The organism is Bacteroides timonensis (assembly GCF_000513195.1).
Taxonomy (GTDB): Bacteria; Bacteroidota; Bacteroidia; order Bacteroidales; family Bacteroidaceae; genus Bacteroides; species Bacteroides timonensis.
Window position 1 is genome coordinate 35,830 of record NZ_CBVI010000086.1, and the last position, 16,486, is coordinate 52,315.

The window sequence follows — 16,486 nt, forward strand, 5'->3', positions numbered from 1 at the left end:
TCTCTCTATTTCACTTTCACCGGAATCCCCGATACCATCAACCATACTTCATCAGCGTGTTCGGCGATGTACTGGTTCATCCAACCTTGCATATCTGTGAACTTACGCTGAACTTCGTTTTCTGAAGTAGCCCCCATACCTATTTCATTAGTAACAAAGATGAAGGTGGCATCTTGCGCTGTAAAACGGTCGAATTCTTCTTTGGCGGCTGTCAGGGCGCTATCAGTATTTGCATTTACATCAAAGAAGAAGTTTGTACACCATAAGGTAACACAGTCTATCAGTACAGTCCGTCCGCTCAATTGATGGCGGCTTAGCTCTTTTTCCTCCTCTATATTTGTCCATTCCGGTCCGCGTCTTTGTTGATGGCGAATTACGCGTTGTCGGAATTCTTCATCCCAAATACGTGCGGTAGCAAGGTAAACAGGAGTAGGAGAGAGACTTAACGCCAGTTTTTCCGCATGGCTACTTTTACCGGAGCGGGCACCTCCGGTAATGAGTATGATTCGTTTCATATTTTTTTCACTTTAGTGGCTGTAAAAGTACATTTTTATTTTTGAATATAAAAAAACTTCTTTTACCTTTGCACCGTCTTTTTAAGAAAGCAATGCGGCAGTAGCTCAGTTGGTAGAGCATCAGCTTCCCAAGCTGAGGGTCGCGAGTTCGAGCCTCGTTTGCCGCTCTTGCCGAAAATGGGGAAGTTACAGATTTGTGGCTTCCTCATTTTGTATAATCCGAAAAACTTTAAAAAACAAAATAAAATGGCAGTAGAATTAAAAGACCTGACCAAACGCAGCGAGAATTATTCGCAGTGGTATAATGAACTGGTGGTAAAGGCCGACCTGGCAGAGCAGTCAGCTGTGCGTGGCTGTATGGTGATTAAACCTTACGGATACGCTATTTGGGAGAAAATACAGCGTCAACTCGACGATATGTTTAAGGAAACAGGGCATGTGAATGCTTATTTCCCATTGTTGATTCCGAAATCTTTCCTCAGCCGTGAGGCAGAACATGTGGAAGGTTTTGCAAAGGAATGTGCAGTCGTTACTCATCATCGCCTGAAAAATGCTCCTGACGGTAGCGGAGTTATTGTGGATCCGGAAGCTAAGTTGGAAGAAGAACTGATCATCCGCCCTACTTCAGAAACCATCATTTGGAATACTTATAAGAATTGGATTAATTCTTATCGTGACCTGCCTATCTTGTGTAACCAATGGGCCAACGTAATGCGTTGGGAAATGCGTACCCGCCTTTTCCTGCGTACAGCTGAATTTTTGTGGCAGGAAGGGCATACTGCACATGCTACCCGTGAGGAAGCTGAAGAAGAAGCAGTACGTATGCTGAATGTATATGCCGAGTTTGCCGAAAAGTACATGGCGGTTCCCGTAGTGAAAGGTGTAAAATCGGCTAATGAACGTTTTGCCGGTGCACTGGATACTTATACCATTGAAGCTATGATGCAGGATGGGAAAGCCTTGCAAAGTGGTACGTCTCACTTCCTTGGACAGAATTTCGCCAAGGCATTTGACGTGCAATTCGTGAATAAGGAAAACAAAATGGAATATGTTTGGGCTACTTCATGGGGGGTATCTACTCGCCTGATGGGTGCACTGATCATGACTCACTCTGATGACAACGGACTTGTACTGCCGCCGCATCTGGCTCCAATACAGGTGGTTATCGTGCCTATCTATAAGAACGCAGAGATGCTGCAAAAGATTAACGAGAAAGTAGCAGGCATTGTTGCTAAACTGAAGTCTATGGGTATTTCTGTTAAGTATGACAATGCTGATAACAAACGTCCGGGCTTCAAATTTGCTGATTATGAACTGAAAGGTGTGCCGGTACGTCTTGTTATGGGTGGTCGTGATTTGGAGAACAATACAATGGAAGTTATGCGTCGCGATACATTGGAGAAAGAAACTCTTTCTTGCGACGGCATCGAAGAATATGTAAAGAACCTGTTGGAAGAAATCCAGACTAATATCTATCAGAAAGCCCTTAACTACCGTAACTCTCATATCACGAAAGTGGATAGTTATGATGAATTCAAGGAGAAGATTGAAGAAGGTGGATTTATTCTTGCTCACTGGGATGGTACTGTCGAAACAGAGGAGAAGATTAAAGAAGAAACAAAAGCAACTATCCGTTGTATTCCTTTCGAAACGTTCTTGGATGGTGACAAAGAACCGGGTACCTGTATGGTGACAGGCAAACCTTCTGCTTGTCGTGCTTTATTTGCTCGTTCTTATTAAAATATAGGATATCTTAAGATCTAAAGTAAAGGGCTGCACTTCGCACAAAGAAGATGCAGCCCTTGCCATTTTTACATCATTGTCATATCCTATACATGTTTCCGTAACACTGAATCTCCATCTTTGCGTCGTAATAAAAAAGAAAGGAGTTAGATATGAAACTGAATAGAAATGATTATGCTATTGAGGCAACTACCGATGGCGGCTATTACGCCTATTTGAAAAGTAATATCATGTGCAGTGCGTACGGTGAAACACCTGATGAAGCCTGCGAGAACCTTGGTAACATTGTTGACGACTTCGTCACAGATATGTACATGGTTGAAGAGTTTGTATAACATGTGTTCGATTCCATAAATTCTCTTGAGGTCATGTCCGCGTGAGCAGACATGACTTTGTGGTTATAGAGAAGGTTAGAAGAGTTGTGTCTTCAGTCCGAACGATAAGCTGAGATAATCTTTGGGCTTCAGATACTTGTTGGTGAATGCACTTACTATATACAGATCACAGGTACTTATTTCATAATAAAAAGTAACGGCTCTTGCTCCCAGACGCCAACGTGGGGGAATATTATAAGTCAGACGTTGTCCCAGGAATACATGAATGCGTACCTTGGATGAGAAGCCGTAATAACCTTTTGGATAACGTTCGGGCTCATGTGTCCAAAATTCACTGCCGAATACTGTATTGAAATACATGCCGCATGCTAGTGGTTCGACAGCAAATTCTTTTCCAAGAGCTATACTCCAAGGCATATAGTTTTGTTTCAGGGTCATGGTGATTTTGGTACGTTTGGAGTCGTACTTGGGCAGAATACCGAAAAAGATATCCGTTTCCCACTGATTCCGTTTTCCATAATCCCATCCTGTACCCAAAGACAGCAATCCCATGTTACCGGCAAATTGCAGCTTTGTATGTGTTGGTATCAGGCTTTCCCAGTGTTTACGATAGCGATGGACACGCTTATCATAACGGCTGGAATGTTTACTACTGATATCGGCACTGTCTATTTTTACTTTTTCTTTCTCCAGCCACACGGTATCATGTTTTGTAATGATAACGGTATCTCTGAATACCCGGCGTGGCTCTATGGTTATTGTATTGGCTTCTTGTGCATGGCCGGTCGACGAGCATACAAGAAGGAAGCACGTCAGTGCTTTAATAATAGACCACTTCACGCTCATATCCATCAGGGGTTACAGTAAATATGTAATAGTTGCGGTGTTTCATGCAATCGCTCATGTAATACATCACGCCATCTTCAAAAAAATCTTCTTCGAATACGCGATGTTCATGCGCGGCAGTACAAAACAGTAAGTCAGGAAATTGCTTAATGGTATATTGAAATACTTGAGCTACATTATTGTTAAACTCCATGCAAAACGGTCGTATATGCATGGAGAAGATAGTGTGGTCGTACTCGTCACGGCGATTCTCTAACTGGGCATTGATGAACTCAAAATCAGGGATGGGGCGGGAGTAGTCGAATTCGATGGCATTGGTGTTTAGGCAGATAAACTTGATGCGACCGGCTATGAAAGAGAAATTGGGGTCACCGAATACGATACGAAAAGTCTCTTCGCCTGTACCGAGGCAGTCATGATTACCGATCAGACCGACATAGGGAATTTTCAGCTTATTCATGATATCACGTTGCCACAGGAACTCGTCTGTGACACCGAAGTCGCTGTAATCTCCGCCATGGATGACAAAATCTATATCATCCCGTTTATTGAGGTGGTTGACAAAGTCCAGAGTTTCATCATACCAACGCTGGGAGTCACCCATAGTGACAAAACGAATAGTTGCCTTATCCTTGCAATTGGCCTCTATCTTTTCTATATTACGATTATTTATATCTGTCTGACCACTGATGCGGACATCATAAGGATGGTAATCTATCATATCGCAACCGCCCGTAAACAGGCCGATAAGCGGAATGAACAGGAGTTTAGATAGTTTCATGTGATATGATATAAGTATTGTATATAATCTCTTCTATTGAAAACTGGTTGCAAAGATAGAGTTTTCTTTTAGATAAATGATCGCCTTATTTTCCTTTTTTCTGTTCCTTCGTGCTGTACTAATTTCCAGAGTTGTCCATCTTTTAGACGGAGGTGTCTAATTATTAGACACTATTTATATACGTTTAAAAAGATAAATTGTTGATAATGAATGAATCTTAAGTTTTGGCATGCTTTCTGCATTTATATAAACAGAATATTATATAAGACTTTAATAATAAACATCATGATTGAAATTAATGACATCAGCAAAGTATTCCGTACAACGGAAGTAGAAACAGTAGCATTGAACCATGTGAATCTTGAGGTGAAAGAGGGAGAATTTGTAGCCATCATGGGACCGTCAGGTTGTGGTAAATCAACCCTGTTGAATATCTTGGGATTGCTGGATAATCCGACGGAAGGTTCATATAAACTTCTGGGACAGGAAGTCGGAGACCTGAAAGAAAAAGAACGTACCCGTGTGCGGAAAGGTAAACTCGGTTTCGTATTCCAAAGCTTTAACCTGATAGACGAACTGAATGTATATGAAAATGTGGAATTGCCTTTGACGTATCTCGGCATTAAGGCTTCTGAACGTCGCCGGATGGTGGAAGATATATTGAAACGAATGAATATCAGCCATCGTGCCAAGCATTTCCCGCAACAATTGTCCGGTGGTCAGCAGCAACGTGTAGCTATTGCCCGTGCTGTGGTAACTAATCCTAAATTAATACTTGCCGATGAACCGACCGGTAATCTGGATTCTAAGAATGGTGCGGAAGTCATGAATCTGTTGACGGAATTGAATCGGGAGGGAACGACGATTATTATGGTAACACACTCTCAGCATGATGCTTCGTTTGCACATCGTACGATACATTTGTTTGATGGTAGCGTGGTGGCCAGTATTGCGGCACAAGGAGTATAAGTTTATAAAGAGATTGAACTATGAAACAACTATATTATGTCATACGTACCCTGTTGCGTGGGCGCGGTTCGAATGTAATCAAAGTCATTTCTCTTGGATTGGGCTTGACAATGAGTATTCTGCTGTTTTCACGTGTGGCTTTTGAACAAAGCTACGATACTTGCTACAAGGATTATGGTGATCTTTATCAGATATACTCCATATTCTCGGCTGAGGGTGAACAATTTGAACCGCAAAAACAAAACTGTGGTCCTGTGGCAGGTGCCATTCTGGAGAATTTTCCCAAAGAGGTAGAGGCGGCTACCAGCATTGCGTATTTTGTTTCTTCACCACTTTACAATGGCAGTGTACGCATCGATGCCCGGAAAATATTAGCCGATTCACTTTTCTTCAAGACTATGGGTATTGAGGTACTGAGTGGTAATCCGGAAAAAGATCTGATGCAGAACGATGTCATATTTTTGAGTGACGATTTGGCTCAGAAAATATATGGTGGTGAGAATCCTATTGGAAAAGTCATTAGTTATAATAAGGAGTTGCAACTGACGGTAAAGGGCACTTATGTCGATTTGCCCGAGAACGCTACTATGCGTCCGGAGGCTGTTATTTCCATGCCTACAGGTTGGAGTCGTGGCTGGGGTAACTATTCCTGGCGTGGTGGTGACAGCTATTACGAATATATCCGTTTTCGTCCGGGAGCTGATAAAGAAATCGTGAATGCCCGTCTGGATGCCATGATACAGAAATATCGTCCGGAAGAAGATAAGAAAGCATACGGTTACACAGCCTTTGTGAAACCTATCCGTGATGTGTATCGTGACGAAGATCAGGTGAAACGCATGGATAGCATTATGAGTATCTTAGCTTTGGCTATTCTTTTTATCGCATCACTGAACTACGTGCTGATATCTATTTCTTCGCTCACTTATCGTGCCAAAGCGGTGGGTGTGCATAAGTGTAGTGGTGCAAGCGGAGGTACGGTGTTCTCGATGTTTCTTTTGGAAACGGGAATTATTATTGCGTTGGCCTTGGTGTTGATGGGGTTGATATTACTCAATTTCCAGGAGTTCATAGAAGATACTACCGCAGCCAAGTTGAGTGTACTTTTTGCTCCGGACCGTATCTGGGTGCCGCTTGTTGTGGTGCTGGTTCTGTTCATTGTAGGTGGAATTCTGCCGGGCAGGCTGTTTGCCCGCATACCTGTGTCTCAGGTGTTCCGCCGCTATACGGAGGGTAAGAAGGGATGGAAACGTCCGTTACTTTTCGTTCAGTTTGCGGGTGTGGCCTTCATTTGTGGACTGATGTATGTGGTGATGGCGCAGTACAATTATGTGAAAGATAAAGATATGGGCTATAATCCGCAGCGTGTAGCCATTGGCAGTATTTATTTCGGTGGCGAAGAGGAGAGTGGTCCTGCCTTGCAATTCTTTCGCGGACTGCCTTATGTGGAGGAGGTATCTTCTGCTGTCAGTACCCCTGTATGGAGCTATAGCGGTTCAATGATTGAAGGTGAGGGTGGACAATCGCTCTTCTCGACCCGATTCAGTTATGCACTTGAGGACTACTTTAAGATGATGGGGATGACGATGAAGGAAGGGCGTCCGGCGCGTGCATCGGACGAAATAGTCGTGAATGAGGCTTTTGCGGAACGGATGCGTTGGGGAGACAAGGCGCTGAATCATCCGTTGCGTACCGAAGGTCGAAATTTGAAAGTAGTAGGTGTACTGAAGAATTTCCATATAGGCTCTTTCTATCAGCCACAGGATGTCATTATGTTTGGCTATACCCGTACCTTTGGTAATACTGTTCATGTACGTCTCAAGGAACCCTTTGCCGAGAATTTGCGTCGTCTGAACAAGGACGTCTCTGAGGCTTATCCTGATAAGACGGTTGACTTCTATAGTATGGAAGATCAGATTTTGAACAAGTATAATCCGGTTCGTGTCTTCAGTAACGCCACGATATTGGCGGCATTGACTATGTTCTTTGTCATGCTGATGGGCTTGATTGGTTATACTACAGACGAAGTGCGTCGTCGTTCCAAGGAAATCGCTATTCGTAAGGTGAATGGGGCGGAATCTTCGGGAATATTGGAGTTGCTTTCGAAAGATGTCCTTTATGTAGCGGCTCCGGCTGTTATTATCGGCATTATATCTGCAGCATATATCAATGGAATGTGGATGGATCAGTTTGCCGAACAAGTGCCGCTTTCCTGGCCGGTATATATATTGATAGCATTAGTTATTCTGTTACTTATCATCGCTTGCGTCATCTGGAAGTCATGGCGGATAGCGAACGAAAATCCGGTAAACAGTATTAAAAGCGAGTAAATGTATGAAGCAGATTTACTATGTAATTCAAACACTGCTCCGTGGTCGCGGCAGCAATATCATCAAGATTCTCTCTCTGGGTTTAGCGTTGACGATGAGCATTCTGCTTTTTGTCCGTGTTGCCTTTGAGCAGAGCTATGATACTTGCTACCGTGATCCGGACCGCATCTACCAGCTCTTCTCCATCTTTACCATCAATGGTGAGCGGGGCGAGCCGGGTGAACTTAACCTGCCCCCTGTGGCAGGTGCCGTCTTGGAGAACTTTCCCCAAGAAGTGGAAGCTGCTGTCAGTGTTTGCAAATACATGGCTTTTGGACCGCTTTATAACGGCAGTGTGCGTTTTAAAGACTACACTGTAATGGCAGATTCACTCTTTTTTCAGACACTGGGCATCGACGTACTCAGAGGCGATCCGCTGCATGAACTTCAGCAAAAGGATGTAGTCTTTCTGAGTGACCGTCTGGCACAAAAAATGTTTGGTGACGAGGACCCCATTGGTAAAGTGATAAGTTATGATAAGCAGTTACAACTTACTGTGAAAGGAGTCTACGCTGCCTTGCCTGAAAATTCAACCATGAATCCTGAAGCTGTCATTTCTATCGTCAGCGCTTGGAGTCGTGATTGGGCGGAGTATTCCTGGGAGGGAGGTGATTCTTTCTTTCAATATATCCGCTTTCACCCGGGCGTGAAGGTAGATGTTGAGAAGTTCAATGCCCGCCTGGAGGCTGTCATTCAAAATTATCTTCCTCAGGACGGGAAGGACAATTCCAGTTATACCTCCATTGTGAAGCCGCTGCGCGATGTGTATCGTGGCGATGAAGCGGTACGACGTATGAATGCTATTACGTTGATTCTCGGTCTGGCTATTCTTTTCATTGCTGCACTGAATTATGTGCTTATTTCTATTTCTTCGCTTTCATATCGTGCTAAAGCAGTGGGAGTGCATAAATGTAATGGTGCATCGGGAGGTACTGTATTCTCCATGTTTTTGTTGGAGACAAGCATTATCATTTTTTTGTCATTGATACTGATGGCGTTTCTGTTGCTGAATTTCCGTGAGATGATAGAAGAAATGATGGAAGTCCGGTTGACGTCACTTTTTGCACTTAGTCGTATCTGGGTGCCACTGTCGGTGATAGGAATACTGTTTGTCATAGGCGGAGTGTTACCGGGGCGGATGTTCTCACGGATACCCGTGTCGCAGGTTTTCCGCCACTACACAGAAGGAAAGAAAGGGTGGAAGCGTCCATTGCTTTTCATTCAGTTTTTGGGTGTAGCCTTCATCTGTGGGCTGATGTGTGTCATTATGGCTCAGTATCATTATGTATTGAGTAAAGACACAGGTTACGATGCCCGCCGTATAGCTACGTCCGACATTTACTTTGAGAGTGACTCTGAGCGTGATGCTGCACGTCAGTTCTTTCGCGGACTGCCTTATGTGGAGGATGTGGAATCTGCCAGTTATCCGCCATGTATCGGAATGAGCGGCATGAGGATCTTGAACGAAAGCGGACAGTCACTTTTCTCTTCGCGCTATTGTGTGGAAACAGAAAACTATCCGAAGATGATGGGCATGACGATAAAAGAGGGGCGCATGGCACGCGAGCGCAATGAGGCGGTTGTGAATGAAACATTTGCCAAGACGATGCGCTGGGGTGATGATGTAGTGGGGCGTATTGTGCACCAAGGGAATACAGGTCTGGGAGATCTCCGTGTTGTGGGAGTGCTCAAAGATTTCCATACCGCATCGTTCTATGTGTCGCAACAACCGCTTATTGTCCGTTGCGGACGGTTTGGAGGCTCTATCCATGTTCGCCTCAAAGAACCTTTTGTGGAGAACCTGAGGCGACTGAACAGTGAGGCAGCTGCTGCCTTTCCTGCGAAAACGGTAGATTTCTATTCTCTGGAGCTTGATATGCAGGATACTTATGGTGTTGTTCGTATTTTCCGCGATGCCACCATATTGGCAACAGTGGTGATGTTCTTCGTTATGCTGATGGGATTGATAGGTTATACTACCGATGAGGTGCGTCGCCGTTCCAAAGAAATAGCTATCCGTAAGGTGAATGGTGCCGAGTCGTCTACAATATTGGAAATGCTTTCGCTCGATGTACTTTGGGTGGCGGTACCGGCAGTCATCATGGGGACGATAGGATCATGGTATGTAAATGGAATATGGATGGATCTGTTTGCCATACAAGTGCCGCTGGGATGGCCGGTGTATGTACTGGTGGGTATTGCTAATCTGCTGATTATTACCGTGTGCGTCATTTGGAAAGCATGGGGTATTGCGAACGCGAATCCGGTGAAGAGTATTAAGAGCGAATAAAAAAAGAAAGATATGAGACAACTTTATTATACGGTTCAGATTTTGCTTCGCGGGCGGGGCAGTAATTTCATTAAACTGGTATCCCTGACACTAGGGCTGCTGATAGGCATTTTGCTTTTCTCGCAAATAGCTTATGAATTGAGTTATGAGAATTTTTATAGAGATCCGGAAAATGTAGCTTTAATGCGTTGCCGCAGGGTGAAGGATGGAATTCCTGATAAGGACTATGACAATAGCACTTTTCGCCCTGCCGCCGCTGATCTTTGGGAGGCATTGCCGGATTTGATAGAATCTGCCAGTCTTTCCGTTAATTTCTATCAGCCCGACTGCTATATTGACGATAAGAAACTGGAAGATATGCAGGTCATGTTTGCCGATACGCTTTTTTTCCAGACCATCGGTTTGGAAATATTGCGTGGCGACCCACACGAATTGGCTGCACCTTTGTCTGTCTTTCTCTCACAGAGTAAAGCACGCGAACTTTTTGGTGACGAGGAGCCGGTTGGAAAGACTTTCTCCATGAGTAAAATGCTGGATGTCACTGTACGTGGTATTTATCAGGACGTTCCCGGCAATACGGTATATCCGCATAACACAGTCATTTCACTGCCTACTCTTGAAGAATATATTTATGGACGCGGCACATGGAAGTCGAATGATATTTATAACGTTCTTTTCCGCCTGAAAAGTCCTGAAAGCGTAGAGGCGATGAATAATCGCATACAGAAAGCCGTAGAGCGTTATACCGAGACTAAAGAAGGAACGGATGTAATGGAATTCAGTATCTTGCCATTGCCGGATATCTATCTTAGTTTTCCTGACAATGTACGACGTCTGGTAATACTGGGTGTACTGGGCTTTTCTATCTTCTTTGTTTCTATCATGAATTATGTGCTGGCCGCAGTGGCTTCGTTCAACCGTCGTGCCAAAGCAGTGGGAGTACATAAGTGTTGTGGTGCTGACGGAACGCATGTGTTGGGTATGTTCATGTGGGAAACAGGAATACTCGTTGCTACTTCTATTATAGCCTGTCTGGTGTTGATGTATATTTTCCGTGAAGGGATAGAGGATATGTTGCATGTCCGCCTTGCAGAACTCTTTACCTGGCAAAATCTGTGGGTTCCCGGTCTGACTGTACTTTTGTTGTTCTTAGTCGCAGGTGTTCTACCGGGTAGAATGTTTGCTAATATTCCCGTAACACAGATTTTCCGTAGATATACTGACAGTAAGCGTTCATGGAAACGGGGGTTGTTGTTCGTACAGTTTATTGGCGTATCTTTTATCCTGGGAGTGTTGGTTACTACGATTTGGCAGTATCATGATTTGATGACACGAAGTGTTGGTTTCCGTACAGAGCGATTGGCGGTGGGGCAGTTGCGCACCACGGAAAATCTGAGCGGACAAGGAGTGGAAGATGACATTCGCAGGCAACCTTATGTGGAGTCTGTAGCACGTAATAGTAATTCGCTGCTTTCACATTACAGCACTACAGGGCTGACAGATATTCAAGGTAATTTCCTTTGCCCGTTACACTTCCAGAACGTTGCGAAAGACTTTCCGCAAACAGTAGGCATGCAATTGGTGGAAGGTGCCTGGCCTGAACATGTCGGTGAAGCATTAATAGGCCGTAAAGTGGTGGAAACGATGAAGTGGGGAGATAAAGCCTTGGGACAACGCTTACCAGTCAATGCACAATGGGTGGGTCTTGATAGCCAACCTACGGTGGTGGGTATTGTAGAAGATGTGCGTAATATGGGCTTTTTTATGGAACAGACTTGTACGGCTTTCATCCTTTCGGATAAACGTAACGGTTCTTACAACGTCCGTTTAAAAGAACCTGTAGATGAAAATCTTGCGCGACTGAATGAGTTTGTCAAAGAAGCATATCCGAAAGCTGCATTGGAGTTTATAACCTATATGGATATCCAACGGGAAAATTACAGCAATGTGTATCGTTTCCGTAATACTGTATGGATTACTTCTCTTTGCATTTTCTTTATTGTACTCATGGGACTTATTGGTTATGTGAACGATGAGACTCAACGTCGTTCCAAAGAAATTGCAATTCGTAAGGTGAATGGTGCCGAAGCTCCTTCTATTCTTAGCTTACTGGCAATGGACATACTAAAAGTGGCTATTGGTGCGGTGATCCTCGGCACCGGCTTTGCCTGGTATGTTTCCGGTGTCTGGCTGGAACAGTTCGCTGATAGCATGCTGCCTTCACCCGTATGGTTTGTCCTGTTGGCACTGGGGGTATTGGTGCTTATTGTACTTCTGGTGATTCTTAAAGCCTGGCGCATTGCCAATGAAAATCCAGTACAGAGCATCAAGAGCGAATAGAGGTAATTTAATGCTTTAACCTTGCCTACAGCTATCTGTAAAGCAGAATAAAAAGGGTGTAGCCTTTCAGGTCGGATGGCTACACCCTTTGATAAGGATGGTGTAGCCCTTTAGTGCTTAGGGCTACACCATCCTTAGTTGAAGGTTATACCTTCTGTTTGAGTGGTACAAATTACTTACGCGATACTCTCTTTGTTTTTCTTTCGAATATATATCCATAGCACCACAAGCGCTGTCAGGAAAGCAAAGAAATCGGCAACGGGCATACTAGTCCAGATTCCGTCCAGTCCTATGAAACGGGGAAAGAAGATCAGACCGGGAAGCAGATATAAAAGTTGCCGGGTAAGTGAAAGGAAAATACTGATTTTAGCCTTTCCGATACTCTGGAAGAAGTTACCGATAACAATCTGCGCACCCACCAACGGGAACATCAGCACGCAAATGCGAACACCGCGTGAAGCAATGCCAATCAGTTCCTGATCGTTTGTGAAGATAGCGGACACTGCATGCGGGAAAAGCTCGCAAATGAGGAAACCACTGCTCGTGATGCACACACCGGTCAGAATACTCAGTTTCAAGGTTTGCTTCACACGGTCATGCTTCTGTGCCCCGAAATTATACCCCACAATGGGCTGCATACCCATGGTTAATCCTAATACAATCATTATATAGAGAGTGAGCAGGCGATTGATGATGCCGTAAGCTCCGATGGCCATATCACCTCCGTGGCGTTGCAGAGAGTTGTTGATGATAATCACAATGACACAGGCGCACACATTCATCAAGAAAGGCGACATTCCGATCGAAAAAATACTGCTGATGATGCGCTTCTTTAGTTTCCAGAAGTCCGGGCGGAAGTGCACAAAGTTGTCTTTATCAAGGAAATGTTTCACTACCCACACCATACCGATAAATTGCGAAATAACGGTTGCCGTGGCAGCTCCGCGAATACCCCAGTCAAAATGGAAGATAAAGATAGGAGCAAGGATGATGTTACAAACCACGGTTACCATGGAAGTCAACATTGCCTTTTTAGGATATCCCGTGGCACGCATGATATTGTTCAGTCCGATCATCGTGTAAGTAATAGGTGTTCCTGCAAGAATAATTTGCATGAAATCCCGGGCATAGGGCAGTGTATCCTGGCTGGCACCGAAGAACCTTAATATTTCATCCAGAAACAAAAAGGCGAGTCCGCCGAAAACAACAGCATTGATCAGACAAAACATCAGCGTATTTCCCAATACCTCGGTAGCTCCATCCAAATCTTTCTGCCCCAAACGGATGGATGAGATTGTAGATCCACCTGCCGACACCAATGTACAGAATGCTACCACAAGATTCATCAGCGGAAAAGTAATGGCCAATCCGGCAATGCCCATCGCACCCACACCGTGACCGATGAAAATGCTGTCGATGATGTTGTACAGTGAAGTAATCGTCATACCGATGATGGCAGGTATAGAATATTGTAGCAGCAGTTTACCTATACGTTCGGTTCCTAATATGTGAGGGTTATTATCCATAACTATTAATCTAAAGAAAGTAATGAATCCGCGTTCGTCCGCTCCGGTCCGTGCCGTCCGCGTATCTGTATTTGCAGCAAAGTTACTCATTTATTTGCTCTGTTCAAGGATTATTCAGACCTTTGTATCGTAATTGATAAGGTATTAACATAATAAGGTAAAAGGAAGTTTATATGACTGAAACAAAAAACATCGCCGTTCTTTTCGACTTCGACGGTGTCGTTGTCGACACAGAGACGCAGTATAGCATCTTCTGGCACAAGATGGGAGTAGATTACTTGGGTATGGAAGACCTTGAAAGCCGCGTAAAGGGACAAACTTTGGTGTATATCTATAACACCTTCTTTCCCGGTATGATTAAAGAACAGGAAGAAATTACCGCCGGCCTCGACCGCTTTGAGCAGGGAATGTCGTACGAATTTATTCCCGGTGTAGAATCCTTTATTGCCGATCTCCGTCGCAATGGTGTAAAGATGGCTGTGGTCACCAGTTCCAATGATAAAAAGATGGAAGCTGTATATCGTGCCAAACCCGAAATCAAAACTATGTTCGACCGTATTCTTACGGCTGAAATGTTCACAGCTTCCAAACCTGCACCGGATTGCTTCCTGCTTGGTATGAAAGTATTTGGCACCACACCGGAAACAACTTACGTTTTCGAAGACTCTTTCAACGGACTGAAAGCGGGCATGGCTTCCGGAGCTACGGTAATAGGTTTGGCCACCACCAATTCACGCGAAGAAATCGTTCCGTTGTGTCATTATGTTTTAGATGATTTCCAAGGGTTTACTTACGACAAATTAACAGAATTGCATAAGTAAAGGGAAAAAGCATTACCTTTGCGGCGAAAAGCAATCAATAACTAAATAATTAAAATTATGGCTGGTTATATTTCAGATGACACTCGAAAAGTGACTACTCATCGCCTTGTAGAGATGAAGCAGAGAGGCGAAAAGATATCTATGTTGACGTCTTATGACTATACTATGGCACAGATTGTAGACGGTGCAGGCATGGATGTAATCCTGGTAGGCGACTCTGCCAGTAATGTGATGGCAGGTAATGTGACTACGCTTCCGATTACCCTCGACCAGATGATATATCATGCAAAATCTGTGGTTCGTGGTGTGAAACGTGCTATGGTGGTGGTAGATATGCCTTTTGGATCTTACCAAGGTAATGAGATGGAAGGTCTTGCTTCGGCTATCCGTATTATGAAAGAGAGTCATGCAGACGCTCTGAAACTGGAGGGTGGTGAAGAAATTATAGGTACGGTGAAACGTATCCTCAGTGCCGGTATTCCTATTATGGGACATCTCGGACTGATGCCGCAATCTATCAATAAATACGGTACTTATACGGTTCGTGCGAAAGATGATACAGAAGCTGAAAAACTGATCAGTGACGCTCACATGCTGGAAGAAGCCGGTTGTTTTGCCATTGTACTGGAGAAAATCCCTGCCGCTTTAGCCGAACGTGTGGCAAGTGAACTGACCATTCCTATTATCGGTATCGGTGCCGGTGGTGGAGTAGATGGCCAGGTGTTGGTAATTCAGGATATGCTGGGAATGAACAATGGTTTCCGTCCTCGTTTCCTGCGTCGTTATGCCGATCTGCATACTGTGATGACTGATGCTATCAGCCGTTATGTATCTGATGTCAAGAACTTAGATTTCCCGAATGAGAAAGAGCAATATTGATAATCTTTGGTCACTGGGCTTTATGAGGATATGCTTTGCCAATTTCCTGCTTTTTGCATCCATCTACATGCTTTTCCCGGTGCTTCCCTCAGTGATGATGTCCCGGTTGGGTATTTCCACAGGGCAGGCTGGCAGCATGTTTCTGGTATTTGCAGCGGCGATGTTCCTGGTGGGGCCGTTCCATGCATATCTGGGAGATGAGTATAAGCGGAAACGTGTACTTGTCTATTCCATATTTGTGATATTGGGAACGACTTTAGGCTATATCTTTGTCGATACTTTTCCGAGGTTGCTGATGCTTGCTGCTATGCAGGGTGGAGCATTCGGATTGGCTACGACGGCAGGCATTACGGTGGCCATCGATATCACTACTGCTTCGCGCCGTAGTGCCGGAAATCTGGGCTTTGCACTGGCAGCCCGCTTGGGTATGCTGGTAGGAGTGGTAGCGGGAATATGGATGTTCCAGCTCAAAGGTTTCAGCATGACGGCATATTTTTCTATATTATGCAGTATATTCAGCATTTTATTTGCATTGCGGGTATATGTAGCTTTTCGTGCACCGATAGGAGTGGGGCATTGCAATTTTGACCGCTTCTTGTTGTTGCGGGGTTGGCTTCCCGCCCTCAATCTGGTACTGATTGCTTTTATTCCCGGAATTGCATTATTGTTAATCAAACAAGGGGATTATGCTGCGCTGTTTTTTTTCGTTGTTCTGGTAGTGCTTACGATACCTTTTACGAAGATATTTATTAAGCTCTCGCAACATTGTCAGCGGGGAACAGCGAATACAACTTGCCATTTGGCCATGGAAACCGGTATTCTGATTGGTCTTGCAGTTTGTTGTTTTCTATCGGATCATGGAGAAATGTATTCCGAATTTGCAGATGGGACCGGTATTGCAGATATTTATCTATATACTGATTTTCAGTTGATTTATAAGGTAATCGGTATTGGAATCCTGGTAGCTTTGGCTTTCTTCTTTTTGCTGACGTATCCTTATTATAAGAGGAAAAAAGTAAGATAATTATCAGGCGTGGAGTCTAAATTATATTCATAACCGAAGAAAGGAAGG

13 protein-coding genes and 1 tRNA gene are annotated in these 16,486 nt (G+C 44.2%); 10 read left to right on the forward strand and 4 right to left on the reverse strand.

Translation table 11 applies throughout. The features are described 5' to 3' along the window. Positions 1-5: 5 nt before the first annotated feature. Positions 6-515 carry a bifunctional adenosylcobinamide kinase/adenosylcobinamide-phosphate guanylyltransferase gene (gene cobU / locus BN161_RS15400; RefSeq protein WP_044267801.1) on the reverse strand — a complete coding sequence of 170 codons (510 nt, stop codon included), beginning with the start codon at positions 513-515 and terminating at the stop codon, positions 6-8. A gap of 94 nt (positions 516-609) precedes the next feature. Here cobU and BN161_RS15405 point away from each other — a divergent pair. From BN161_RS15405 to BN161_RS15415, 3 genes are all read left to right on the forward strand, one after another. Next, positions 610-682: transfer RNA gene (locus BN161_RS15405), tRNA-Gly, on the forward strand. 79 nt (positions 683-761) lie between these two features. Next, positions 762-2,255 carry a proline--tRNA ligase gene (proS, locus tag BN161_RS15410; RefSeq protein ID WP_044267802.1) on the forward strand — a complete coding sequence of 498 codons (1,494 nt, stop codon included), beginning with the start codon at positions 762-764 and terminating at the stop codon, positions 2,253-2,255. 155 nt (positions 2,256-2,410) lie between these two features. Then, positions 2,411-2,593 carry a hypothetical protein gene (locus BN161_RS15415; RefSeq protein ID WP_022209299.1) on the forward strand — a complete coding sequence of 61 codons (183 nt, stop codon included), beginning with the start codon at positions 2,411-2,413 and terminating at the stop codon, positions 2,591-2,593. Positions 2,594-2,668: 75 nt separating this feature from the next. Here BN161_RS15415 and BN161_RS15420 read toward each other — a convergent pair whose 3' ends face one another. Continuing rightward, positions 2,669-3,439, reverse strand: coding sequence for a hypothetical protein (locus BN161_RS15420; RefSeq protein WP_044267897.1), 771 nt, complete (start codon positions 3,437-3,439; stop codon positions 2,669-2,671). After that, positions 3,414-4,220: a metallophosphoesterase family protein gene (locus BN161_RS15425; RefSeq protein ID WP_044267803.1), complete on the reverse strand. Its 807-nt coding sequence runs from the start codon at positions 4,218-4,220 to the stop codon at positions 3,414-3,416. The genes BN161_RS15420 and BN161_RS15425 overlap by 26 nt, the downstream gene beginning before the upstream one ends. A gap of 285 nt (positions 4,221-4,505) precedes the next feature. On the opposite strand from BN161_RS15425, the gene BN161_RS15430 reads away from it, so the two are divergent. From BN161_RS15430 to BN161_RS15445, 4 genes are read left to right on the forward strand one after another with little or no spacing between them, the layout of a single operon-like run. After that, positions 4,506-5,189 (forward strand): ABC transporter ATP-binding protein, encoded by a 684-nt coding sequence (locus BN161_RS15430; protein ID WP_007218342.1) that lies wholly within the window; start codon positions 4,506-4,508, stop codon positions 5,187-5,189. Between the two features lie 20 nt (positions 5,190-5,209). Continuing rightward, positions 5,210-7,519: an ABC transporter permease gene (locus BN161_RS15435; protein ID WP_044267804.1), complete on the forward strand. Its 2,310-nt coding sequence runs from the start codon at positions 5,210-5,212 to the stop codon at positions 7,517-7,519. Positions 7,520-7,523: 4 nt separating this feature from the next. Then, positions 7,524-9,848, forward strand: a complete 2,325-nt coding sequence (locus BN161_RS15440) for an ABC transporter permease (protein WP_044267805.1) — start codon at positions 7,524-7,526, stop codon at positions 9,846-9,848. Between the two features lie 12 nt (positions 9,849-9,860). After that, positions 9,861-12,188 (forward strand): ABC transporter permease, encoded by a 2,328-nt coding sequence (locus BN161_RS15445; protein WP_044267806.1) that lies wholly within the window; start codon positions 9,861-9,863, stop codon positions 12,186-12,188. A gap of 176 nt (positions 12,189-12,364) precedes the next feature. Here the strand turns inward: BN161_RS15445 and BN161_RS15450 are convergent, their stop codons facing one another. Further along, positions 12,365-13,714, reverse strand: coding sequence for an MATE family efflux transporter (locus BN161_RS15450; protein WP_044267898.1), 1,350 nt, complete (start codon positions 13,712-13,714; stop codon positions 12,365-12,367). Between the two features lie 173 nt (positions 13,715-13,887). On the opposite strand from BN161_RS15450, the gene BN161_RS15455 reads away from it, so the two are divergent. From BN161_RS15455 to BN161_RS15465, 3 genes are read left to right on the forward strand one after another with little or no spacing between them, the layout of a single operon-like run. Beyond that, the gene (locus tag BN161_RS15455) at positions 13,888-14,535 is read left to right on the forward strand and encodes an HAD family hydrolase (protein WP_044267808.1); all 648 of its coding nucleotides are present in this window, start codon (positions 13,888-13,890) and stop codon (positions 14,533-14,535) included. Between the two features lie 57 nt (positions 14,536-14,592). Beyond that, positions 14,593-15,414 (forward strand): 3-methyl-2-oxobutanoate hydroxymethyltransferase, encoded by an 822-nt coding sequence (panB, locus tag BN161_RS15460; protein ID WP_007213965.1) that lies wholly within the window; start codon positions 14,593-14,595, stop codon positions 15,412-15,414. Next, a complete protein-coding gene (locus BN161_RS15465) occupies positions 15,395-16,438 on the forward strand; it encodes an MFS transporter (RefSeq protein WP_044267810.1) in 1,044 nt (347 codons plus the stop codon). The genes panB and BN161_RS15465 overlap by 20 nt, the downstream gene beginning before the upstream one ends. Positions 16,439-16,486 lie beyond the last annotated feature (48 nt).

What these genes read in the sequence shown, in the direction of transcription:
- cobU (WP_044267801.1), bottom strand. Translation starts at nt 515, where the DNA reads ATGAAACGAATCATACTCATTACCGGAGGTGCCCGCTCCGGTAAAAGT.
- proS (WP_044267802.1), top strand. Translation starts at nt 762, where the DNA reads ATGGCAGTAGAATTAAAAGACCTGACCAAACGCAGCGAGAATTATTCG.
- BN161_RS15415 (WP_022209299.1), top strand. Translation starts at nt 2,411, where the DNA reads ATGAAACTGAATAGAAATGATTATGCTATTGAGGCAACTACCGATGGC.
- BN161_RS15420 (WP_044267897.1), bottom strand. Translation starts at nt 3,439, where the DNA reads ATGAGCGTGAAGTGGTCTATTATTAAAGCACTGACGTGCTTCCTTCTT.
- BN161_RS15425 (WP_044267803.1), bottom strand. Translation starts at nt 4,220, where the DNA reads ATGAAACTATCTAAACTCCTGTTCATTCCGCTTATCGGCCTGTTTACG.
- BN161_RS15430 (WP_007218342.1), top strand. Translation starts at nt 4,506, where the DNA reads ATGATTGAAATTAATGACATCAGCAAAGTATTCCGTACAACGGAAGTA.
- BN161_RS15435 (WP_044267804.1), top strand. Translation starts at nt 5,210, where the DNA reads ATGAAACAACTATATTATGTCATACGTACCCTGTTGCGTGGGCGCGGT.
- BN161_RS15440 (WP_044267805.1), top strand. Translation starts at nt 7,524, where the DNA reads ATGAAGCAGATTTACTATGTAATTCAAACACTGCTCCGTGGTCGCGGC.
- BN161_RS15445 (WP_044267806.1), top strand. Translation starts at nt 9,861, where the DNA reads ATGAGACAACTTTATTATACGGTTCAGATTTTGCTTCGCGGGCGGGGC.
- BN161_RS15450 (WP_044267898.1), bottom strand. Translation starts at nt 13,714, where the DNA reads ATGGATAATAACCCTCACATATTAGGAACCGAACGTATAGGTAAACTG.
- BN161_RS15455 (WP_044267808.1), top strand. Translation starts at nt 13,888, where the DNA reads ATGACTGAAACAAAAAACATCGCCGTTCTTTTCGACTTCGACGGTGTC.
- panB (WP_007213965.1), top strand. Translation starts at nt 14,593, where the DNA reads ATGGCTGGTTATATTTCAGATGACACTCGAAAAGTGACTACTCATCGC.
- BN161_RS15465 (WP_044267810.1), top strand. Translation starts at nt 15,395, where the DNA reads ATGAGAAAGAGCAATATTGATAATCTTTGGTCACTGGGCTTTATGAGG.